This is a genomic window from Carnobacterium maltaromaticum DSM 20342 (assembly GCF_000744945.1).
GTDB lineage: Bacteria > Bacillota > Bacilli > Lactobacillales > Carnobacteriaceae > Carnobacterium > Carnobacterium maltaromaticum.
Window position 1 is genome coordinate 928,944 of sequence record NZ_JQMX01000001.1, and the last position, 23,886, is coordinate 952,829.

General features: G+C 33.5%; 22 protein-coding genes and 1 tRNA gene. 3 read left to right on the top strand and 20 right to left on the bottom strand.

Translation table 11 applies throughout. The annotated features are described in order from the left end of the window. Positions 1 to 55 precede the first annotated feature (55 nt). The 5 genes from BR77_RS04375 to BR77_RS04395 all read right to left on the bottom strand — a co-directional run bounded on the left by BR77_RS04375 (position 56) and on the right by BR77_RS04395 (position 4,846). Positions 56 to 128, bottom strand: a tRNA-Ala gene (locus BR77_RS04375). A 37-nt stretch (positions 129 to 165) separates the two neighbouring features. Then, entirely contained in the window at positions 166 to 945 is a 780-nt protein-coding gene (locus BR77_RS04380; RefSeq protein ID WP_015076125.1) for a Cof-type HAD-IIB family hydrolase, read from the bottom strand. An 83-nt stretch (positions 946 to 1,028) separates the two neighbouring features. Further along, positions 1,029 to 1,214: a hypothetical protein gene (locus tag BR77_RS04385; RefSeq protein WP_010050609.1), complete on the bottom strand. Its 186-nt coding sequence runs from the start codon at positions 1,212 to 1,214 to the stop codon at positions 1,029 to 1,031. Between the two features lie 126 nt (positions 1,215 to 1,340). After that, positions 1,341 to 3,119, bottom strand: coding sequence for an ABC transporter ATP-binding protein (locus BR77_RS04390; RefSeq protein WP_015076123.1), 1,779 nt, complete (start codon positions 3,117 to 3,119; stop codon positions 1,341 to 1,343). Further along, entirely contained in the window at positions 3,116 to 4,846 is a 1,731-nt protein-coding gene (locus tag BR77_RS04395) for an ABC transporter ATP-binding protein (protein WP_015076122.1), read from the bottom strand. The genes BR77_RS04390 and BR77_RS04395 overlap by 4 nt, the downstream gene beginning before the upstream one ends. Positions 4,847 to 5,489: 643 nt before the next feature. Between BR77_RS04395 and BR77_RS04400 the strand changes: the two genes are divergently transcribed. Next, positions 5,490 to 5,702: a DNA-directed RNA polymerase subunit epsilon gene (locus BR77_RS04400; protein WP_010050604.1), complete on the top strand. Its 213-nt coding sequence runs from the start codon at positions 5,490 to 5,492 to the stop codon at positions 5,700 to 5,702. A gap of 3 nt (positions 5,703 to 5,705) precedes the next feature. Next, positions 5,706 to 7,379: a ribonuclease J1 gene (gene rnjA / locus BR77_RS04405; protein ID WP_015076121.1), complete on the top strand. Its 1,674-nt coding sequence runs from the start codon at positions 5,706 to 5,708 to the stop codon at positions 7,377 to 7,379. Between the two features lie 193 nt (positions 7,380 to 7,572). Here the strand turns inward: rnjA and BR77_RS04410 are convergent, their stop codons facing one another. The 15 genes from BR77_RS04410 to BR77_RS04480 form a co-directional block, all read right to left on the bottom strand. Then, the gene (locus tag BR77_RS04410) at positions 7,573 to 7,863 is read right to left on the bottom strand and encodes a HesB/YadR/YfhF family protein (protein ID WP_010050602.1); all 291 of its coding nucleotides are present in this window, start codon (positions 7,861 to 7,863) and stop codon (positions 7,573 to 7,575) included. Positions 7,864 to 8,105: 242 nt separating this feature from the next. Continuing rightward, a complete protein-coding gene (locus BR77_RS04415; protein ID WP_010050601.1) occupies positions 8,106 to 8,765 on the bottom strand; it encodes a potassium channel family protein in 660 nt (219 codons plus the stop codon). Positions 8,766 to 8,882: 117 nt separating this feature from the next. Further along, positions 8,883 to 9,515 (bottom strand): response regulator, encoded by a 633-nt coding sequence (locus tag BR77_RS04420; protein WP_010050600.1) that lies wholly within the window; start codon positions 9,513 to 9,515, stop codon positions 8,883 to 8,885. Beyond that, a complete protein-coding gene (locus BR77_RS04425; RefSeq protein ID WP_010050597.1) occupies positions 9,508 to 10,584 on the bottom strand; it encodes a sensor histidine kinase in 1,077 nt (358 codons plus the stop codon). Before BR77_RS04425 ends, BR77_RS04420 begins: the two co-directional genes overlap by 8 nt. Further along, on the bottom strand, positions 10,581 to 11,324 hold the full coding sequence (gene liaF, locus BR77_RS04430; protein WP_010050594.1) for a cell wall-active antibiotics response protein LiaF: 744 nt from the start codon (positions 11,322 to 11,324) through the stop codon (positions 10,581 to 10,583). The genes BR77_RS04425 and liaF overlap by 4 nt, the downstream gene beginning before the upstream one ends. A 341-nt stretch (positions 11,325 to 11,665) precedes the next feature. Then, positions 11,666 to 12,136, bottom strand: coding sequence for a transcription elongation factor GreA (greA, locus tag BR77_RS04435; RefSeq protein WP_010050592.1), 471 nt, complete (start codon positions 12,134 to 12,136; stop codon positions 11,666 to 11,668). Positions 12,137 to 12,294: 158 nt separating this feature from the next. Continuing rightward, positions 12,295 to 12,924 (bottom strand): uridine kinase, encoded by a 630-nt coding sequence (gene udk, locus BR77_RS04440; RefSeq protein WP_010050590.1) that lies wholly within the window; start codon positions 12,922 to 12,924, stop codon positions 12,295 to 12,297. Positions 12,925 to 13,011: 87 nt separating this feature from the next. Next, complete coding sequence (gene mltG, locus BR77_RS04445) at positions 13,012 to 14,169, bottom strand: endolytic transglycosylase MltG (RefSeq protein WP_010050589.1); 1,158 nt, start codon at positions 14,167 to 14,169, stop codon at positions 13,012 to 13,014. 418 nt (positions 14,170 to 14,587) lie between these two features. Beyond that, positions 14,588 to 14,896, bottom strand: a complete 309-nt coding sequence (locus BR77_RS04450) for a DUF1292 domain-containing protein (RefSeq protein ID WP_010050588.1) — start codon at positions 14,894 to 14,896, stop codon at positions 14,588 to 14,590. Between the two features lie 61 nt (positions 14,897 to 14,957). Next, the gene (gene ruvX, locus BR77_RS04455) at positions 14,958 to 15,380 is read right to left on the bottom strand and encodes a Holliday junction resolvase RuvX (protein ID WP_010050587.1); all 423 of its coding nucleotides are present in this window, start codon (positions 15,378 to 15,380) and stop codon (positions 14,958 to 14,960) included. Continuing rightward, positions 15,377 to 15,646 carry an IreB family regulatory phosphoprotein gene (locus BR77_RS04460; protein WP_010050586.1) on the bottom strand — a complete coding sequence of 90 codons (270 nt, stop codon included), beginning with the start codon at positions 15,644 to 15,646 and terminating at the stop codon, positions 15,377 to 15,379. Before BR77_RS04460 ends, ruvX begins: the two co-directional genes overlap by 4 nt. 249 nt (positions 15,647 to 15,895) lie before the next feature. Continuing rightward, positions 15,896 to 18,541: an alanine--tRNA ligase gene (alaS, locus tag BR77_RS04465; RefSeq protein ID WP_015076115.1), complete on the bottom strand. Its 2,646-nt coding sequence runs from the start codon at positions 18,539 to 18,541 to the stop codon at positions 15,896 to 15,898. Positions 18,542 to 18,891: 350 nt separating this feature from the next. After that, on the bottom strand, positions 18,892 to 19,725 hold the full coding sequence (locus BR77_RS04470) for a YitT family protein (RefSeq protein ID WP_257613192.1): 834 nt from the start codon (positions 19,723 to 19,725) through the stop codon (positions 18,892 to 18,894). 337 nt (positions 19,726 to 20,062) lie between these two features. Then, positions 20,063 to 21,898 carry an ABC transporter permease gene (locus tag BR77_RS04475; RefSeq protein WP_016356406.1) on the bottom strand — a complete coding sequence of 612 codons (1,836 nt, stop codon included), beginning with the start codon at positions 21,896 to 21,898 and terminating at the stop codon, positions 20,063 to 20,065. An 18-nt stretch (positions 21,899 to 21,916) separates the two neighbouring features. After that, complete coding sequence (locus BR77_RS04480) at positions 21,917 to 22,675, bottom strand: ABC transporter ATP-binding protein (RefSeq protein WP_015076111.1); 759 nt, start codon at positions 22,673 to 22,675, stop codon at positions 21,917 to 21,919. Between the two features lie 238 nt (positions 22,676 to 22,913). Between BR77_RS04480 and BR77_RS04485 the strand changes: the two genes are divergently transcribed. Further along, positions 22,914 to 23,849 carry a diacylglycerol/lipid kinase family protein gene (locus tag BR77_RS04485; protein ID WP_010050576.1) on the top strand — a complete coding sequence of 312 codons (936 nt, stop codon included), beginning with the start codon at positions 22,914 to 22,916 and terminating at the stop codon, positions 23,847 to 23,849. The last annotated feature ends 37 nt before the right edge of the window (positions 23,850 to 23,886 follow it).

Genomic DNA, 23,886 nt, shown 5'->3' on the forward strand with positions numbered 1-23,886 from the left:
AAGACTCGTAAACAGCTTCACGAAAGCTTTTCTAACTCCTTATTAAAATCTATAATGGAAACAAGGGGGATCGAACCCCTGACCTTTTGGCTGCCAGCCAAACGCTCTCCCAGCTGAGCTATGCCCCCATCATTCGACAAGAATTAACTTATCGAACAATCGTAATTATATCAGATTTAGCTCTTCTAGTGCAAGAGCAATTCCATCTTCATTATTGTTTTTAGTCACTTTATTCGCACGCAATTTTACTTCTTCAAAAGCATTTCCCATTGCGACACCAACTCCCACTTTTGTTAATAGTTCTAAATCATTTAAACCATCGCCAAAAGCCATTGTATCTTCAACAGCAATCCCTTTTGATTGGGCCATTTTTAAGGCTGTATTCGCCTTAGATCCATCGTGAGGTAAAATATCAACACCAAAATCATGCCATCTTACAAAGCGGAATTGTGGAAATTGACCACTTTCATAAAGTGCATGATCATCTGTACCATAAAAAATTAAACTTTGATACAATGTATTGTTTTGATAGAAGTCCCGATCATATTCAGGAACACCAAAATCAATACTGCGCATTGCCTCTGACATCATAAAATCTGCCTCTGCATCTCTTCTCCGCAATAATTCTGGTGATTGGTAAACTAATTGATGTCTATTTTGATCTGCTACTTGAATTAAACGTTGATATTCAGCTGCATTCAAGGTATTTTCATAAACAAGCTCATGTTGAAAATAGCCTGCAGCTCCATTACAGACAATATAATTTTCGAAGTCTAATTCTTCAATTACATCACGAGCTAAAAATAAATTTCGACCTGTTGCAATTGCAACTTCATGTCCATTTTTTTTCAATTGTTTCAGTGCTTCTTTTGTGCTCGGCAATACTTTTTTTTCATCTGTTAGTAAGGTACCATCAATATCAAAAAAAATCATTTTTTTTTGCATGTATTCTCCACCTAATTCTATTTTTTTCCTGCACAATCTATTTTACCTGTTTTTTACTGAAAGCGCAAAACTTCTTTTTCTAATTAAGGCTTCGGCTTTTCATTCCATTTTTTAGGACTCCACAGCTCCCCTTCTAAGGCAATCTGTAAACTTTCATTATCCGATTTTATTTCATCTATATAAGCAAGTGTTTCATTCACTATAAAAGTACTTTTTTCATCTACTGCTAGTTTTCTCAACTCATTTTTTATCCATTCAGATGTTTCCATTTGAACTCCTCCTTCACAATAACTACTCCTAGTATACGCTAATTTCAATTAAATTGCCCATTCTTAAAACTAAACAAGATACAAAAAAAGTCAGAAACAGAATAACTGTCTCTGACTAGAATTTTTTTATTCAGCTTCTTCACTAAATTGGCTATTATACAATTTCTCATAAAATCCGCCTTTAGCTAATAAACTTTCATGTGTTCCTTGTTCAATAATCTCGCCTTGATCCATCACTAAAATTAAATCAGCATCGCGAATTGTCGACAATCTATGAGCAATGACAAAACTTGTACGACCCTCCATCACTCGTTTCATAGCTTTTTGAATTAAAGCTTCTAAACGAGTATCAACTGAACTTGTCGCTTCATCTAAAATAAGAATTTTAGGATTTGAAATTACCGCACGAGCAATAGTTAATAGCTGTTTTTGTCCCAATGAAATATTTGACGCTTCTTGATTTAAAATCATATCATATCCATTTGGCAATGTACGGATAAAATGATCAACATTGGCTGTTTTTGCAGCATCAACCACTTCATACTCAGTCGCATCTAATTTACCAAAACGAATATTATCCGAAATACTTGCATTGTATAACCACGCGTCCTGTAACACCATCCCAAATTGTGAACGCACATCAGCGCGAGACATCTCTTTTGTATCAATGCCATCTATTTTTATTGCTCCTTGATCAACATCGTAAAAGCGCATCAATAAATTAATTAAAGTTGTCTTCCCAGCTCCAGTTGGTCCAACAATTGCGACTGTTTGACCACTTTTCACTTCGACATTTAAGTCTTTAATTAAAGGATTGCTCTTATTATAACCAAATTGCACATGTTCAAAACTCACATTTCCTTCAACTTTTTCAGGAAGTGGACGTTGGACTTGATCTGGTTTCTCTTCAGGCTCATCTAAAATTTCAAATACTCGACCTGTTGCAGCTGCTGCACTTTGTAAAACCCCAGAAAGTTGAGTAATTTGTGAAATCGGTTGGTTTATTTGCCAAACATACTGTGTGAAAGCTTGCAAATTACCTAAAGTTAGAGTTCCTTGAATAACTGCATATCCACCAAAAACAGCTACTCCAATATAGCCAAGATTGGAAACTAACCCAACTAAAGGCATCATAATACCAGAAATAAATGCTGCTTTAAAGCCAAAACTAGCTAAACGATGATTGATTTCTTTAAATTCTTTCAATGTATCAGCTTCTTTTCCATATAATTTGATTACAGAAAATCCACTAAAACTCTCTTGAACATATCCATTCAGTTCACCTAAAGATTTTTGTTGTCCTTTAAAATAAGGTTGCGATTTATTTACGACAAATTTAGAAATCAAAATAGATACAGGAATGGTAACAATTAAAATTAGAGCCAATGGTATTGAAAGAACTAACATCATACCAACAGCAAATACAATTCCCAAAACAGAATTAACAATTTGAATCAAGCTTTGTTGCATCGCATTACTGATAGCATCAACATCATTTGTTACTCGACTTAAGATATTCCCTTGTTGATTTTTGTCAAAATATGAAACTGGCAGACGATTAATTTTATTATCTATGTCTGCTCTTAAATCACGCATTGTATTTTGCACCACATTTGTCATTAACCAAGCAGATGCGTACATTGTAATTTGATAAACCAATGCAATAATCAACATATATATAATAATTTCTATTACATATGGAAAATTAATCGCTGCTCCTGCAACACCATTGGCAATATCCGCAACATTATGGCCCACCTCTGTCAAAATAAGGCCCATAATAAATGGTTGAAGAGCATTGGCAAACATACAGATAACCGTTAAAAGTAGCGCTACAATAAAACCAATTTTATAAGGTTTAATATATGAACCTATCCGTTTAATCGATCCAAGTGAATTTCTCATGCTAATTCCTCCTTCGATAACTGGGAAGAAGCTATATCATAATAAACATCACAAGTCTTCAACAATTCTTGATGGGTACCACTACCAACTACTTCACCCTCATTTAACACTAATATTTTATCTGCATGCATAATTGTCCCCACACGTTGCGCAACTATTAGGACTGTTGCATCTAAAGTTTCATCTCGCAAACGAGCACGTAAATTAGCATCTGTTTGATAATCTAATGCTGAGAAACTATCATCAAAAATATAAACATCAGGTTTTTTAACAATCGCTCTGGCAATTGACAAACGTTGTTTTTGTCCACCAGACATGTTGCTTCCACCTTCTGCTAGTAACTCATCAAACTGCTTCGGTTTAAGAGAAATAAACTCTTTTGCTTGAGCAATATCAGATGCTTCTTCCAATTCCTTAGTTGTTGCATTCCACTTTCCATAACGCATATTTTCAGCAATCGTTCCTGTAAATAAAAGCGCCTTTTGAGGAATAAAACCAATTTTTTGGCGTAATGCACTTAATTTATAATCACGAACATCAACACCATCTAATAAAATCCGGCCTCTTGTCACATCATAGAAACGTGGAATTAACTGGATAAGAGTTGATTTCCCACTACCTGTACTTCCAATAAAGGCAATCGTTTCACCAGGTTTCGAACTAAAACTTACATCACGGATGACAGGCGTTTCAGTATTTCCAGGATAAGCAAACGTTACATTTTCAAAAGTTAAATAGCCATGTGTTTCTGTTTCAGTTACACCATCTTCGTTTTCTGTAATTACTGCCTCTGTATCTAAAACCTCTTGAATCCTGTTAGCAGAAACGGCAGCTCTTGGATACATCATAAAGACATTTGCAAATAACATAAATGAGAACAGTGCATGAAAAATATATTCAATAAATGCAATTAGTTGTCCAACTTGCAAATTATTCTGACTAATTTGAATCGTTCCCAGCCAAAGAATACAAGCAAACAATAAGTTAAAAATTAGTGAAAATCCTGGTTGGGCAAATGCCATTAACTTAAATAGTTTTTTCGATACAGCTGTATAATTTCCATTTACTTTACTAAATCTAGATTCTTGAAACTTCTCATTAACAAAAGCGCGGATAACACGTAATCCCGTTAAATTTTCTCGCAAATTTAAATTAATTGCATCTAAATTAGCTTGTTGCTTTTCAGATAAAGGTTCCGATTTCTTCCCAATAATTAGGACTCCTACCAATAAGAATGGTACGGCAATAAATACCACGCCTGATAAAGAAGGACTCGTTCGAATAATCATAATAAAGCTTGAGATGAACATTAAAGGGGTCATCATTCCCATTCTTAGAATCATTTGCATAAATTGCATCACTTGAAAAGCGTCATTTGTCGTTCTCGTAACTAATGAAGAAACGCCAAATTGATCGTACTCTCTATGTGAGAATGATTGTGTTTTTTCAAAAAGATCGTCCCGGATATCTCGAACAATTCCTGTGGTGATCTTACTTCCGCAGTAGGCTAAGAATATCAGCGCTACTAAACCAATTAAACAAATCACGAGCATGAGTACCCCATATCGTTTTACTACTTCAAAATCATTTTGTGCAATTCCCTTGTCAATCATTTGAGCTAAAATAGTTGGTAACCCTAACTCAATCAAAATAAAACCAAATACACAAATAAAATTTAAGAAGACCAACTTCTTATATTTTTTTGTATAATTCCACATTAATTTCAACAAATCATCTCCTTTGTATAACACATAATAAGGAACTCTTTCAGCTTGGGTCTAAGCCGAAAAAGTTCGATAAATAGACTATACCATAAATAATAATAAAAAGTCAGCACTTTACTGAATCTTATTCATTTTTTTCATTATTCGTTCATTTTTTGTTATTATTGGCTCTAATTTATATTAAATAACAATCATTTATACTTGGATTCAAATTATACGATTTACTTTCTATACTTACTAAGCAAATTATGTTAAAATAATCATACAATGTTGTGATTTTACCACAACCATCGTTCGGAATTGAAGAAAGAGTCGACAAACTGACAACTTTGTCGTTATTCTACTCTTTTAATAGTGTTACTACCTACATTTACAATGAAACAGAACTCTATTTGGTTTCATTTAACTGAGTAACTTGGTGATGTAAAACAGATCATCTTGTTCTTGGTTAGCCTATAATTTTAATAATGGTGCTAGTCACCTTTATTTTTTATGACTAAATTTTCTTTCTTGTTTTCATTGTATCGTCTTATCGCTATTCACAAGTTCCAACTATTGGCTGTAAAAAAACAACTCCATTGGTAAGTATAAACGTTCATTAAATAAAATCACTGCTTTTGCAGTAACTTATAAAGGAGAGAAAACTATGATTTTTAAAATCACTTATCAAGAAACAAAAGGACGCAATCCAAAACGTGAGGATACAAAAGCTTTATATGTCGAAACAGAGGATGCCGTTCAAGCACGTAAGCTAGTTGAAGAAAATACCCCTTATAATATTGAATTTGTTCAACCAGTTGAAGGCAAACATTTAGCTTATGAACAACAAAGTCCTGAATTCGAAATTACGGAGTTTTAATCCATGAAACCAACTATAAAAAATAATGAAGCTGCTGTCTTTGGTATCGGGGGGTTAGGGGAAATTGGTAAAAATACCTATGGCGTTCAATTTCAAGATGAAATTATCATCGTGGATGCCGGTATTAAGTTTCCTGAAGACGACTTGTTAGGAATTGACTATGTCATTCCTGATTACAGCTATATCGTTCAAAATATTAATAAGGTTAAAGCCTTAGTTATTACTCATGGTCATGAAGATCATATTGGTGGTATTCCATTTCTATTAAAACAAGTAAATATTCCGATTTATGCTGGTCCTTTAGCACTCGCTTTAATCCGTAATAAATTAGATGAACATGGTCTTTTACGTGATGCAGAATTAAACCAAATTGGCGAAGATACTGTAATCAAATTCCGTAAAACAAGTGTAAGTTTCTTTAGAACAACTCATAGTATTCCAGATGCTTTAGGTGTTGTTGTCAAAACACCACCTGGAAATATTGTCTTAACTGGTGATTTCAAATTTGATTTCACACCAGTTGGCGAACCTGCTAATTTACACCGCATGGCAAAAATTGGTGATGAAGGTGTTTTAGCTTTACTATCTGATAGTACAAATGCTGAAGTACCAAACTTTACTAAGTCAGAACAGATTGTTGGCGAATCGATTACAAGTATTTTTCAAAAAGTTGAAGGACGGATTATATTTGCAACATTTGCTTCAAATATTTCTCGTCTTCAACAAGTTGCAAATGCTGCTGTTCGAACAGGCCGTAAAATAGCTGTTTTCGGACGAAGCATGGAAGCAGCTATGGTAACAGGTCGACAATTAGGTTATATTACTGCTCCTGAAGATACTTTTGTGGATGCACAAGAACTTAATCGCCTACCTGCTAGTGAAGTCACGATTCTTTGTACAGGTTCTCAAGGTGAGCCAATGGCGGCATTAAGCCGAATTGCAAATGGAACGCATAGACAAATTTCAATTCAACCTGGTGATACAGTTGTCTTTTCTAGTTCACCAATTCCTGGTAACACAACTAGTGTAAATCGTGTAATCAATTTACTCTCTGAAGCTGGTGCTGAAGTTATTCATGGGAAAGTTAACAACATCCATACTTCTGGTCATGGTGGTCAACAAGAACAAAAATTGATGTTACGTTTAATGAAACCAAAATATTTTGTGCCTGTTCATGGTGAGTTCAGAATGCAAAAAATTCATACTACATTAGCAAAACAAGTGGGTATTCCTAGTGAAAATTCTTTTATTCTAGCAAATGGTGATGTTTTAGCTTTAACAGCTGAATCAGCTCGAATGGCTGGTCATTTTAATGCTGGCGATGTTTATGTTGATGGAAAAGGGATTGGAGATATTGGAAATGTCGTTCTTCGCGATCGCCGTATCCTCTCTGAAGAAGGTCTTGTTGTCGTTGTTGTAACTATTGACTACAAAACAAAAGATATTTTAGCTGGTCCAGATATTTTATCACGAGGTTTCATCTATATGCGTGAATCTGGTGATTTAATTAATGAAGCACAACGTGTCATTTTTAGAGCGTTAAGAGAAACAACTAGCTCTGACGAGAACTTGACTGAACAGTTAATTAAAGAAACCGTTATTGGGAGTCTTCAACCGTTCTTGTTTGAAAAAACTGAACGTCACCCTATGATTTTACCAATTATTATGCCTGTGTAAATTCATTAAAAAACCATTTAAGCAAATGCTTAAATGGTTTTTATTTAGTCCATAAAAGAGAACGAACTAAATTAAGACCCAATTTAGTTTTTAGGAATTATAAAACCTTTTTGTTCTAGCTCTTTTGAACTTATAGAAAAAGAACACCTTTAGTTTTTCCAAAACCTAAAGGTGCTCTTTTTTATTTTTTTACTTATTGAACATACTCATAACTTGGTTCGTCAACTTGTTCATTATAATCTACTTTTAAATTATGACCTCTGAAATACCACTCATCTGCTTCCTCAACAAAATAAGTTACACCATCTAATTCAATTTTTCCTAGCGGTGTTTGGGGTTCTGTTAAATCTATACCTAAAGAAAAACCTGTTTGAATTGGACTAGATCCACCGTATTTACCAAAAAAACGAACAGCATCCCCGCTTGAAACACCAACTTCATCTACAAACCATTTTTTTGCGCGTTCTGTAATTTCAATTTTCATCTATTTATACTCACAGAAATTAATTCTCTGTGATTCCTCCCTTCACATTTCACATTCTAACTTTTCATTCAACAAGTTAGTCAGTCAAATTGACCTTAATATGTTCACTTCTCTATTTTAGCACAAATAAATTAAAAACCACATTCTTCTGTTTGTGAAATGCACTCTTACATTTAAATTAAAAGAAAAATCTTGCTTCACTAGTAATCATTGATAAATTTTAAATACAGTTTTGTATTTTACTAAGGCATTTTAGCTTCTAAACGATCTAAATCATCTACCGCGCCAACTAACATCAACGTATCATTTTCTTGAATCTTTTCGTCCGCTGTAGGTGAAATAATCATTTCTTGCCCACGACGCATTCCAATAACAGTCAGTCCAAATTTCGCTCTAAAATCCAGATCAGCCAAAGATTTATTATAAAATTTAGAATTGGTTACCTTTAACTCAACTAGTGAGTATTTATCAGATAGTTCTAAATAATCGACAACATTCTTTGAAACGAGATGATGCCCAATTCTAATTCCCATATCCCTTTCAGGATGGACAACATGGTCAGCTCCAACTTTTTCTAGCACTTGCCCATGATATTCATTTTGAGCTTTTGCCGTAACAAAAGGCACACCCATTTCTTTAATCATTAAAGTAGCTAAAATACTTGCCTGGATATCTTCACCAATTGCCACAACAACATGGTCAAAATTACGTATACCTAATGAACGTAAAACACTCTCATCTTGAGCGTTAGCTACTACTGCATGGGTCGCAATATTCATAAATTCATTGACCCGATCTTCACTAGAATCGATAACTAAAACATCTTGTCCTGCCTCAATCAAAGTTCGGCAAATACTCCCGCCAAATCTTCCTAAGCCAATAATCGCAAAGTTCTTTTTCATTTTTTACACCTTCTGCTTTCACTTTTCATTATTTTTTGACTGAAAACTTAATCTACTTCAGTATAACAAAAAAAGAACGAAACAAAAATAGAATCATCCTTTGTCTTGTTCTATGAATCATTCAATTAAATGATGTTTGAATGCATAGATAGCTGCTTGTGTGCGATCCTCAACATCTAATTTAGCTAATATATTAGATACGTGTGTTTTAACCGTTTTTAAAGTAATAAATAATTGGTCCGCAATTTCTTGATTGGAATTTCCTTGAGCAATTAACAGTAAAATTTCTTGTTCACGATTGGTTAAATCATCATGCAATACAGGTTCTTTCTTTTTAGTAAAGCGTTCCATCATTTTGCCAGTCACTTCAGGTTCCAAAATCGATTCTCCCGCATATGTAGAACGAATCGCATTGGCAATTTCTCCTGCCGTTGATGTTTTCAACATATAACTTGATGCTCCTGCCTCTAAAGCTGGATAGACTTTTTCGTCATCAATAAAACTAGTCACAATAATAATTCTAGCTTCTGGCCAGTCCTTTAAGATTGCCTTCGTTGACTCAATTCCGTCCATAACATCCATAACTAAGTCCATCATAATAACATCTGGTCTTAGCTCTAAAGCTTTCTCATATCCAATTTGACCGTTTTCAGCTTCACCAATGACTTCAATGTCCTCTTGAATAGATAAATAGGCAGAAACACCTAATCTAACCATCTCGTGATCATCAATCAATAATACTTTAATCATTCAATTCACTCCCCTTTATTATTGGTATTTTAATTTCGATACTCGTGCCTTTGCCAGGAAAACTAATAAATTTGCATGTTCCACCCATTCCTGAAACACGTTCTTTAATATTTTGTAACCCATAGTTACCAGCTTTAGTTTCGCTTGTGTCAAAACCAACACCATCATCAATTACTTTTAAAAGCACTGATTGGTCTATTTGTTTCAAATAAACTTCAAGCTCTTTAGCTTTTGAATGCCGTAACGTATTAGAGAGCAACTCCTGTACGATTCTAAATAAATGGTCTTCAACTCCATTGGGTAAATAAATATCATCAACTTCCCACTTTAGCAAAATCTGAACTTTTGATTTTAATTCAATTAATAATTGTTCAATTCCTTTTCTTAAGGTCTTACCTTCTAAACTAATCGGACGTAAGTGCAATAGTAAAGCACGCATTTCCGATTGAGATTCATTAATGATACTTTCTACCATTTTTAATTGCTTTTGAAAGAGTTCGTTTGTATTAACCGATGCTTGTTCGTTCAATGCAGACAGTAACATCATGGCAGCGAATAATTGCTGGCTAACAGAGTCATGAAGCTCTCTTGCTAAGCGATGACGCTCTTGGGTTAAAATCTCTTCTTTGGTCTCACCATCGACTAATTTCGGCTGATTTCCATTGATTTGAACCTCTTTAGACAATTCCAACAACTTATCTCTAACAACTAAGATATGTTTTTCAATATCTTCCTGATAAACAGTTGTATTCTCTAAGTCAACTTTTCTTTGTTCAAAAATAAAACTTTCATAATTTCCCTCGGCTAAAGACTGTAATTCATTCTCAATTTGCTCAAACTTCTTTTGATTGATGAAATAAATAACCATTGAAACGGCTAAACCAATAATCAAAGAAAAAGCAACCAAATATACTAAAAAAGGAATGTACAAAATTTTTAATGAGATTAAATCAATGTACCAAGCATTTTTTGAAATTGCAGAGCCATAAGCAATTGAAATTAATAACATAATGATAAAAGAAAAAAAGGAGACTGAAAGAAATAGCTTTTGGTTTGAAGCTTTTTTCATATTCCAATCACCTCTAAGTCACCAATTAAGATATTTGTTATAATTTTAATTTTACGTGTACTTTCTTCATACTGCTCACTGTATAACTTAACAGATTCATTTTTAAGTGAGAAAAACTCACCTTCAAACTTAATTTTACCTGAAATAGCACTGTGCTCAATCATAATTCCAACACCAACAGGAACTAATATACGCGTCTTGCCAAACCCTTTACGAATAACTACATAACTCTCATCCTTTGGTAGTAAGGTGTTACCTAAATCGATAATTGTATCACCAGCAAAAATTGAAAAGTTGATATCATCCCATTCATAAACAGAATTTCCAATTCGTTCATTTCCTATCCAAGGTCGTTTCATGCGTTTATTATTTTTTTTAACAGCTCCAGATGTTTCAACAATGATCATCTCTTTATTTTTCCAAGGTGCCTTAGAAAAATCATTCGATTTCATATTGGTAAACATATCGCTACCATTACCGATGAAGAAAACAACACCTATAATAATAATCGCCCAAAAAGCACTGGAAGATAGAAGAACAAAAATCATTAATAAACTGCCAAGAACAATCCAAAAACTATTTGATCGTTTTTTTTGAAATTTATTTTTAAGACTCCAAGCAAATAAACCAGCACCTAAAATGAACGCTATTAATAACGGCACTGCGCTAAAAATCTGATAAACTAAACCGATTAGCAATAAACACTCGGCAAGGATAAATAATTTCCATTTATTATTCATATCCTCTCTCCTTTACTTCTTATTCTATCTCTAGTATAGTCATTTTTCTGTTATTAAACAGTGTGCTAAAGCATGAAGTTAATCTACGACTATAGTCTGATATTTAGTTATTACCTAAGAAACGAAAATTTCCGGATTACATCGCCCCTTTCTGGCCGATGCATACTGTGTTTTCATAAAAGGAACACAGTCCATCTTTGATGGATGTGTATCATGTTTCTAAGTTGCTAAAGCAACTAGAACCATGACAAATCAACAAGAACCATAGCAAAACAAAAGCTGCCCCTGTTGAGCAGCTTCGCTTCATTAATTTTCTTTTCAAAGGTAACAGCAGAAGGTGCTTAAGCTATTTTAACAATCTTGACTTCCATATTTCCGCCTGGAGTCGCAATTAAAACTTTGTCATTGATACTTTTACCAAGCAAAGCCTTCGCAATTGGCGAATCATTTGAAATTTTACCAGAAAATGGATCCGCTTCAGCGCTTCCTACAATTGTGTACACTTCTTCTTCACCATCTGGCAATTCTATAAATGTAACAGTGTGACCTAACGACACTGTGTTCTTATCATTATTACTATCAATTATTTGCGAAAGGCGAATCATGTTTTCAATTGATGTAATTCGACCTTCTACGAATGCTTGCTCGTCTTTAGCTGACTCATATTCTGAATTCTCAGATAAGTCCCCAAAACTTCTAGCAATTTTAATACGTTCAACAATTTCTTTTCTTTTTACTGTAATTAGTTCTTCTAATTCTTTTTCTAATTTTTCTTTTCCTTCTAATGTCATTGGATAAACTTTTTCTACCATGATTAATTAACTCTCCTTCTTCAATTCATCTGTATAGTTACAGATAATGCAATACTTCCATTTATTTTTGAAAGCGTACTAATTTATTTTTTAATAGTGCAAAGATACCATGAAGTTGGTCAATTGTAAACAACAACATGCTTAATTTTTTTATTTTCTTATTGATTGTTCAAAATCGAACTAATTTTTGTTGTCATCAAATCAATAGCAACTTGATTCTGTCCACCTTCTGGAATAATCAAATCTGCATATTTTTTTGTTGGTTCAATAAATTGATGATACATTGGTTTTACCACACTTAAATATTGATCAATAACAGAATCCAGAGTACGCCCTCTTTCTTCCATATCTCGCTTAATCCGACGAATGATGCGAATATCATCATCTGTATCAACATATAATTTTATATCCATCAATTCACGCAAGCGACTATCTTCTAAAATCAATATTCCTTCAATAATGATGACTTCTTTCGGCTCTTGCAAAACAATTTGGTCACTTCTCGTATGGGCAGCATAATCATAAACCGGTTTTTCAATTGACTTATAGGCAATTAAATCCAAAACATGTTGGATCATTAAGTCAGTATCAAAAGCAAACGGATGGTCATAGTTTGTTTTTAATCGCTCTGTAAAGTCTAATTGACTTTGATCCTTATAGTAAAAATCTTGCTCTAACAACAAAATCGAATGACCAGAAAATTGATTAAAAATCGCTCGACTTACACTTGTTTTCCCACTACCAGAACCACCAGTAACTCCAATTACGATTGGTTTATTTTTTCCCATAACAACTATTTCCTCTTTCCTTATGAAAAGCATTGAGTCATTTTGACTCAATGCTTTTATTTTTAGACTACTCAATTAACTCGTTATTTATTTCTCTAATTTACTATCGATATATTTTTCTTTCAGTTCTAGATGCTCTTCATAGGTGTCTGCAAAATATACTTTACCAGTATCTGTATCCGCTAAGAAGAATAGATAACTAGAATCTACTGGATTTAAAGCAGCTTTAATTGCTTCTAAACTTGGACTATTAAATGGTCCTGGTCCAAACCCTTTATTGACGTATAAATTATAAGGAGATTCAACCTCTGTTTCTTTAATAGAAATAAATTCTTTATGCTCCCCTAATGCATACAAAACACTGATATCTGTTTGCAAAGGCATATCTTCTGCAATCCGATTATAGAATACACTTGCAATCTTTGTTCTATCTTCGTAGCTAACTCCTTCTTTTTCTAATAAAGAAGCTACTGTCATAACTTGTTGTACTGTTTTTCCTTGTGCGTTAATCGTTCCATAAAATGGATAGAGTACTTCATTTGTTTTACTGATCATCTTTTCAATAATTTCATCTAGGGTCATTTTTGCAGAAAAATCATAGACCGCTGGGAATAAATATCCTTCAAGTCGATACTTAACATTTTCAGCACTCATGGCACTATCTAATAATTTTGGATATTTTTTATGCATTTGATCTAAAAATGCTTGGTTTTGGACTAATGCCATAACCTCATCTGCTTTAAATTTAGTTGATTTTGCTATTGAATCCGCAATTTGATCCAAGGTGTAACCTTCTTTTATCAAAATAGTCTTAGATGGATCTGTACTCCCACCCTTTTGTAGTTCTGTAATCAGTTCATCTAACGTCATTGATGGTGAAAGTTGATAAAAACCTGCTAAAAAATCGGCAGCATTGTTTGTCTTGACGTAATAGTTAAAGACTAGTGCACTCTTGATAATATTTTTGTCTTCTAAAATTTTTGCAATTTCTTTTGAAGTTGAACCAATTGGAACTTCGACAGATATTTTTTTTTCGCTCTTAGGATCCAACGGTTCTAATGATGTTGAAACATATCTATACCCCACAAATCCCAGTATAACAACTAAAACTAGCAGGACTGAAATGATACTAAGTACGATTTTTTTCACTACCTTTGATTCTTTTTCTCTTTCTAGCATCCTTGAGTGTGATTCAGCCACCAATTTTTCTTGCTTTTCTGACTGATTCTCATTATTATTTCCCAAGAAAAGACCCTCCTAACTACAAATTAAGGAAACAAACTCTATCTTTTCCTTTAATTTCTTAACTAACTTCAATCATTATACATGATAATGATATTAATGAGAACTAAAAAGTGAAGAATTTTGAAGAATTATTGCTTAACTAGTTATTTTTTACATTAAAGTCAATTTTTTCCAAATATATTGAAAATTTTAACTATAAAACCGAATCAATAGTAGTTCTCATAACGGTTCTATTAAATACTATATGCAAAAAAACGATTTATTTTTTATAATTGAACCGCTATTATTTTATCCTATTTCTAGTGACTATCCTAGCTTTATTTTTGTTTTTTAAGAAATTATTAATAACTTGACTTCACTTTTTCCTAAAGCAAACTAAAAAAGCAACGATTATCAAAATCGTTGCTTTTTATAACGTTTATTCGCCGTCTTCGTCAGCCATGAAAGTATTTAAAACTTCTTCAATCATGTCCCACTCTTCATCGGTTTCAATTGGTTTTAAATCTCCTTGGTCACCATTTTCTTGCTCAACATATGAAAATGCTTGTAATTCGATTTCTTCTCCCTCAGGAATTCCTGCTGGATAGACTAAAACATAAGATTTACCGTAATCATCAGAATCAAAAGTAAATAAGATTTCATATAACTCTTCATTTCCATTCTCATCAATAATCGTAATATGTTCGTGGTCATGGTGTTCATCATCGTGGTTGTGATCGTGTGACATATTCAACACTCCTTTATATATATGGGTTCAGCTTTATTTTACAGCATCTTCTTCAAAAAAGCTAGTTCGGATTCCCATCTAGATAGTTTTGCAGAATCATCACAGCTGCAACTTTATCAATAACTTTCTTGCGTTTTTCACGAGAAGTATTTGCTTGTTCAATTAACATTCTTTCGGCTTGAACCGTGGTCAATCGTTCATCTTGAAAAATAACAGGTAAATCAATTTGTTTTTTTAGCAACTCAGCATAACGCATAGAAGCCTCTGCTCTTGGTCCAATTGAATTATCCATATTCTTAGGTAATCCTACTACAAATTTTGAAACCTCATACTCTTGAACTAATTCCATGACTCTAGAGATCCCATAATTTTCTTCATCTTCATTAATTCTTATCGTTTCAATACCTTGCGCTGTCCAACCAAAAGGATCACTTATGGCAATACCGACAGTTCTAGATCCAACGTCTAACCCCATGGTTCTCATTTAAATGTTCGTCCACTCTCTTTCAAATAGGTCTTTACTAATTCTTCTACAATTTCATCTCGTTCATGACGTCTAATTAAATTACGAGCATCATTATGACGGGGAATATAGGCAGGATCTCCAGAAAGCAAGTAGCCAACAATTTGATTAATTGGGTTGTACCCCTTCTCTTCTAAGGCATCGTACACTAGTGTTAGTGTTTCCTTGACATTTTTCTCATGGCTTTCACCAAAATTAAAACGAACTGTTTCATCTATTGAACTCATACTTTCCACCTCATTTTTCTTGATTCTACTTATTATTCTACAAGAAATTGGAACAAACTACAATGTCTATTCTTACCTGATTTTTTAAATTTTTCTTTTATTTCAGTAATTTCATTAAAATCATTAGTTTTTAAGGCTATTTATAGAATAGTTCCGACTATTTATTTGGTTATTTATTCACATCTAATTTACGCGAAACTAAAAAGCAACTTGATAAGTAATCAAGTTGCTTTTAGTTTCGCCATTTTTTTAAATTTTAGCCTCAACCCATTGATTAACACTAGCTAAAGCATCCGCTAGACCAGCTGGTTTTTTCCCACCGGCTTGAGCCATATCGGGGCGTCCGCCACCACCGCCACCAACTAGTGGAGCGATTTCTTTGATTAAATCTCCGGCTTTTAAGCCTTTTTTAATTGTTTCTTCACTAACAGCTGCTAATAAGCTGACTTTTCCGTCCTGAACTGATCCTAATACAAGGACATCGGAAATATTATTTTGCTTCCACTGATCTGCTAATTGTCGCAAACCATTCATATCTTTGACTTCAACTTGAGCTGTAACCACTGAAACACCAGAAACATCTTGGATTTCTTTGAATACTTCTCCTGCTTGTTCATTTGCTAATTTAGCTTGTAAAGATTCATTTTCTTTTTGAACTTCTTTTAACTCCATTAGTAATTGACTAACTTTAGTCGGAACTTCTTTGGTTTGTGGTGCCTTAACTAACGCTGCCACTTCATTTAAACGTGTTTGCTCTTCAAATAAAGCTAGATATGCTTCTTCACTAGTCACAGCTTCAATACGGCGCACACCGGCTCCAATACCTGATTCAGAAAGAATCTTAAAGATACCTATTTCACTTGTATTTGAGACATGGACACCACCACATAATTCAATCGAGTAACCATCCACATTGACAACGCGGACCATCTCACCATATTTTTCTCCAAATAAAGCCATTGCACCCATTTCTTTGGCTTCATTAATTCCAGTTTCAACTGTGACAACTGGTAGCGAAGCCCAAATTTTTTCATTCACAATACGTTCCATTTCAACTAATTCTTTGGCAGTAATTTGACCGAAATGAGTGAAATCAAAACGTAAATAATGTGGTGCTACAAGAGATCCAGCTTGATTGGCATGATCACCAAGGATATCTTTTAAAGCACGGTGTAATAAATGCGTAGCAGTATGATTGCGCGTAATTTTACGACGCGCTACTTGATCAACAACTAATTCATATTCTTCACCTAGCTTCAATTCAGCTAAAACATCAACAAAATGTAAGGGTTGACCACTTGGTGCTTTTTTCACACTTGTCACTTTAGCAACCGTTTCGCCATCTTTATTTTTTATGACACCGGTATCTGCAACTTGTCCTCCCATTTCAGCATAAAATGGTGTTTGATTGAAGATTAACTGTGCTTCTGAACCAGTTTTAACACTATCCACTAATGCATCTTCTGCAACAATTAGCTCTAAAGTTCCAACAGCATCTGTTTTATCATAGCCAATAAATTCGCTGTCTATTTTAATATCTGCTAATAAGCCTGTTTGAACATTCATTGATTTTTCATCGCTACGAGCTGAACGCGCACGATTTCTTTGCATTTCCATTTCAGCTTCAAAACCAGCATGGTCTACTTTTAAACCTTCATCTTCAGCATATTCTTCTGTTAACTCAACAGGGAAGCCATAGGTATCGTATAGTTTAAAGATATCTTTGCCTTCAATTTCTTCTTTTCCAGCTTCTTTCAATTCTTTAACTAAATTATTTAAAATAGTTAATCCATCATTGATTGTTTCATGGAATCGTTCTTCTTCTGTCCGGATTACTTTTTCAATAAACTCTTTTTGCTCTAGAATTTCTGGATAATAACTACTCATAATCTCGCCAACAACTGGAACTAGTTGGTACATAAAAGCTTTATGAATACCTAATTTCTTGCCATGCATGACAGCGCGACGTAAAAGACGGCGTAAGACATAACCACGTCCTTCATTTGATGGCAATGCTCCATCTCCAATTGCAAAGCTAACAGCACGAACGTGGTCTGCAATAACTTTGAATGAGATATCTGTTGTTTGATTTGCACCATATTTTACTGTACCACTTAATTTTTCAACAGCTTCGATAATCGGTAAAAATAAATCAGTTTCAAAATTAGTTGGCGCATCCTGAATAATAGACACCATTCGTTCTAACCCCATACCCGTATCAATATTTTTCTTAGGTAAAGGTGTAAAGGTATCATCAGGATTGTGATTGAATTCAGAAAACACAACATTCCATATTTCTAAATAACGTTCATTTTCTCCACCTGGGAAGTTTTCAGGATCATCCTCTGCAACATCATTATATTCTGGACCACGATCATAAAATATTTCAGTATTTGGACCACTTGGACCAGCACCAATATCCCAAAAATTCTCTTCTAAAGGAATAATATGATCCTCTGGAATTCCTAATGACAACCAAATTTCTTTCGCTTTTTCATCATTTGGATTAACCGTCATATATAATTTTTCAGGCTCCATATCAAACCATTCGGGACTCGTTAATAACTCCCAAGCCCAAGTAATAGCATCTTCTTTAAAATAATCACCAATTGAAAAATTTCCTAACATTTCAAATAATGTATGGTGACGAGCTGTTTTCCCAACATTTTCAATATCATTCGTCCGAATACTCTTTTGAGCATTCACAATTCTTGGGTTTTCAGGAATAATCGTTCCATCAAAATATTTTTTCAATGTTGCTACGCCTGAGTTAATCCATAGTAATGTTGGATCTTCAACAGGAACCAATGAAGCACTCGGTTCAATTTTATGGCCTTTTGATGCAAAGAAGTCTATATACATTTGACGAACTTCAGCACTTGATAATTTTTTCATTTTCAACAACCTTCCAATCATTCTTTTTTACTAGCTATACTTTCATTCAAAAACAAAAAAACCAGAAAAACACTGCAATACAAGGACGAAAAATCGCGGTACCACCTTGTTTGCAATGATTCTTCTGGCTGAATTCATTACCTCTTAAGTCTCGATAACGCGAGAAGCGATAGTATTTCTACTATAAGTTAATAAATAGGGAGCACTAATTTTATTGTTTCTAATCTTCTTTCAGCCTAGGAAGATCTTTCTTTAAGCAAACAAAATAAAACAGCATGACCTTTTACTTGTGTCTAAATTATAGGAGACTAACGCTTATTTGTCAATAAAAATAAGCAATTCCAACTCTTTTATTGTTCTCGCAATAAACTGAAACCACGACCCATAACTTCACTAGCACTCATTACGACAACAAATGCATTCGCATCAATTTCAAGAACAGCTTCTTTTAATTGATTAAATTCACGCTCAGGGATGACGCACATTAACATTTCTTGTTCTTGATTGCCATAGCCACCACGAATAGAGATATTGGTTACCCCACGATCTAATTCAGTTAATATTTGTTCCTTAATCAGTAAGACTGATTCTGATATCACTAAAACATTTTTTGAGCGATTAAAACCAACTTGAACCAAATCAATGACACGACTAATAATAAAGAGAGACATCAATGAGTACATCACAATGTCGACGTCAAATACTAAAAAGGCCGAAAAAACAATTAAACCATCAATTAAAGCTACAGAAGTTCCTTTTGGTAAACGCAAATACTTATGAATCACTAAAGCGATAATTCCAGTTCCACCTGTTGAGGCTTTCCCTTTAAAAACAATTCCAATTCCAATCCCCACCACAATGCCACCAAAAACGGCAGCTAATAATGGATTTTCTGTAACTGGCTTCATCGTACTAGTTAATTCAACATAAAATGGCAAAATCAAACTTCCTAAAATAGTTTTCAACCCCGCTGATACACCCAGAGTCAAAAAACATAAGATTAATAAAGGCACGTTAACAGCCAATAAAATCAGTGAGGGTTGCCAACCAAATTGATAATTTAACACCACACTTAACCCACTAACTCCACCTGAAACGATTTGATTTGGCAAAAAGAACCCATTTACCGCAATAGCAATAAAAAAAGCCCCTACTAAAACATGTAAGACATCTACTACCTTCATAGAATGTCGATGTGACATCAATTTTTTCTTCACTATTTTCTGTTCCCCTTACTTTGTACAATTTAATTCCTAGACTATTCTATCATTGAACGCTAGCACTTTACAAACTTTTATTTTCACATACTTTTTTAGTCTTCCTTTACTTTTATTTTACACAAATACACTCATTTTCTTTATATTCATTTGCTATACTTTACTTATTCCAAAAGAAACAATTTGGACCCCACCCTTTTTAGCCATCTGCCACGAATCAGATGGCTTTTTTCTGTATTTAAGGTCAAAAAAAACTAAAAAGCTGATTTCATTTGCAATCAGCTTTTTAGTTTTTCGTTTAATTTTATTTTTTTTCTTTTTCTAAGACAATCCCTTTATACAAGTAGACCGTAATTAGGTAGTAACTTGCATAAATTACCGCAAAGATAGCAAAAGGTATCCATATTTTATAATAAGGCGCTAATAAGAAACCCTTAAACATTTGCATTCCAATTAATACATGGATTATTCCAATCACTGCTGGAAAGGCAAAAATCAAGAACATTTCGACATATATCGAACGACTTAAAAGACTACGACGAACACCAATCTTGCTTAACATCTCATAACGTTTAATATCATTTGAAGCTCCTGATAAAACTTTAAACATTAAACAACTTGCCATCATAGCTAGGAAAGCAAAGCCTAAAAATAACCCCATAAAAACAGTTCCACTTGAGAAAATGTTCCATGTACTGTATGACTCGTAACGACTCGATAAATATTCTTGTTTTGGTTCACGGTTTTTTTCAAGTTCGTTTAATTTTTTTAATTGAGGTAAATAATCAAAAAAGCCAGTTGTATTTCCAACCAAAACAGTATGCTCTTCTCCAGATAATTGTTTAAATTCATCTCTAGAAACGATTTTTATTGGCAAATCTTGACCATACTCAATTCGCTCTTCTCTAATTTGCGCAAAGGCACTAGCCCACTCATCATTATATTGTTCTTCTACCTTAATTATCGTTCCAGTTTCAAGCGGAGTTTCTACTTTTCTAAATTTTTCTTCGTTTGCTTTTAAAACTCCATTTTCTGCCATAAATAAAGGATTTTCATTTAATTCTTCTTTAATAAAATACTGCATAGTTCCATCAGATTTATAGTGATAATTTACTTTCTTAGCAAAGTCCATTTTATCCAAAACTTTGTCTTCTTTCTCTGTTGGATTATGAATAACAACATCATATGCTGCTGCTTTTTCCACCATTAATTCACTATTGTTTTTAAAACCAATTCCAACAGCAATTGACCCTACAGCTAAGGCGATTAACATTGCTACCATGGCCAAGACTCGTGTTAAGTCGTTGACCCTAAAACTCAATTGTGAAAAAGTAAAGATATTAATTTTCTTTTCGCTAATACGTCGATTATTTTTTAATAGTTGAACAAAATACGGTAAAAATGTTTGAAAGAATAAAAAAGTTCCTCCTGTAATCGTAACTAATGCAACAAATATTCCCAACATTTGAAATCTAAGAATATTAATCATTGAAATATAGCCTATTAGTAATAAAATAAACGCTACAAACGATTGAATCATTATTTTATTTTTACGAATAACAATATGATCTGCTTGCTTTTCACCATTGATTAGTTCTAATGTGGAGAAGCGGGCCAATTTAAATACATTTACGATTGCTGCTAAAGCAAATAGGATGAAAAAAAAGATAGCCGTAACATTCATCGCTGGTATATAAAAAGGGGTATAATCAGGAGAAGAAAACTCTAATTGTTGCATCAATAAGTGCCCAACGACTTGAGATAAACCAATTCCAACAATAATCCCGATAACTAATGACACGATTCCAACAATCAAGGTTTCAATGAACATCATTTTCCCAATTTTTTTCTTTTTAGCTCCTAACATCATATACATTCCATATTCTTTTTGCCTCAAAGAAAGTAAAAATGAATTGGCATAAAGAATATAGACTATCGTAATTATTCCTAATAAGACCGAACCAGCCAGAAAGACAAATGCAATGGCACTGAGCATCGAATTATTCTTTAAGAAATCTTTATTCATCGACAATGTTTGAAACATATAAAAAATGGAACTAGACATAACTAAACCGACTAATAAAACAATGTAATCTTTTAACTTACTTTTAATACCTGATAGTGATAATTTTAATAACAAATTCGTTCAACTCCTATTCTACTCATCTGTGCCAAAGTCTGCTAATACATCTAGTATTTCATGATAAAATTCTTCACGACTTTCTTTACGTTTAAGCTCTTTAAAAATAACTCCATCTTGAATAAATAAAATTCGTTTACAGTAACTAGCACTGTACGCATCATGAGTAACTAAAAGAATCGTCACAGCTTGCTCTTCATTCAATCCTTTCATTGACTCTAATAAACTTTTCGCATTTTTAGAATCAAGGGCTCCAGTTGGTTCATCTCCTAATAATATGGCAGGTTCATGAACTAAAGCACGAGCTGCTGCTACACGCTGTTTTTGTCCACCAGATACTTCTGTTGGATAACTATTTAAAATCCTAGTGATGTCCAAAGTTTTTGCGATTTTTTCTACTTTTGGCATAATTTTTTTTGAAGGCACATCTTGTAGTGATAATGGCAAGGCAATATTTTCATACATAGTTAAATTTTCTAATAAATTAAAATCTTGGAAAATAAATCCTAACTGCGCTGCTCTAAAATCAGATAACTGATCTGAATTCAAATGTGTAATGTCTTTCCCTGCAATTTTAATGGTTCCAGATGTTGCAGTATCTAGCGTTGCTAACACATTTAATAGCGTTGTTTTCCCTGATCCAGAAGGTCCCATAATCCCTACAAATTCACCTTTTTCAATTTCAAAAGACAAGCCTTTTAATGCTTCAAATTGATTTTCATTTTTCTTACCATAAACCTTTCGAACATCTTTAATACTTACTACTGATTCATTCATTTAAATTCCTCCACTTTTCCTGTAATTTCTATTTTTATACTACTTATTTTTAAACCTTTATTTTACTTAATCTATCTTAGCATATTGCTTTTTAGCTAGCCTGTGGTTGAGCTTACAGATGCCCCTTCTCAGCTTACAATTTTGTCATAGTTTTCAAATGGCTAACTATCTTTCCTTTTCTTCTACGCTATTTTCGGCTATACTTACTTTATTATAGAAAGAATCAGGGGAAAAAAAATTGAAAAAGATCATCTATCATTTTATTGTTAATGAACATTCCGGTAGTGGAAATGGCCTGAAAATCTGGCATAAAATACTACCAATTATGGAAAAAAAAGAAATTTCTTATCAAAAATACACCAGTACATTTGCTGGTGAAACAATTGAACTTGTTGAAAAAATAGCAAAAAAAATTAATATTGATGAACGACTTGTTGTCATTGGGGGCGATGGCACTTTGCATGAAGCCATCCAAGGTTTAGGTGAAACGTACCAAAATTTGCCAATAGGCTACATTCCGGCTGGCTCTGGTAATGATTTCGCTCGGGGAGTTGGTATCTCTAGAAAACCTTTAAAAGCCTTGGAACAGTTGCTAAATGCAGAAACATTCCGAAGCATAGATGTTATTGAATTTTCAGAAGAAAACACTGGAAAAACAGGCTATTTTGTGAACAATATTGGTTTAGGATTTGATGCTTTAATCGTAAAATTAACTAATCATTCCACCTCCAAAGCTTGGCTAAACAAATACAACCTAGGTTCTCTCGCCTATTTATCTTCATTAATAAAAGCTTATTTTCACCAACCTAATTTCCCCATTGTAATAGACGTAGATGGACAATCACATTATTTAGACAAAGCCTTTTTAGTCACAACAACGAACCATCCTTTTTTTGGTGGTGGAGTAAATATTGCCCCTATGGCAAAACCTACTAATGGCTTAATTGATGTTATTATTGTTTCAAAAATTCCTATTATAAAAATTGCTTTTCTCTTCGTCTTAATGATGTTAGGTGGACGCCATACTCGTTTTAAATCTGTTTTGCATTTTAATGGCAAAGATATTCGAATTGAAACAAAAATGCCTGAGAACGGACAAGCAGACGGTGAAGAACTAGGAAGCCAACTTTTTAATCTCCACTTCACACCTACTTCACGTTATTTTTGGTTTTAAGTAAATGATTTATTTTGTGGTGTTAATGAGTAAACTC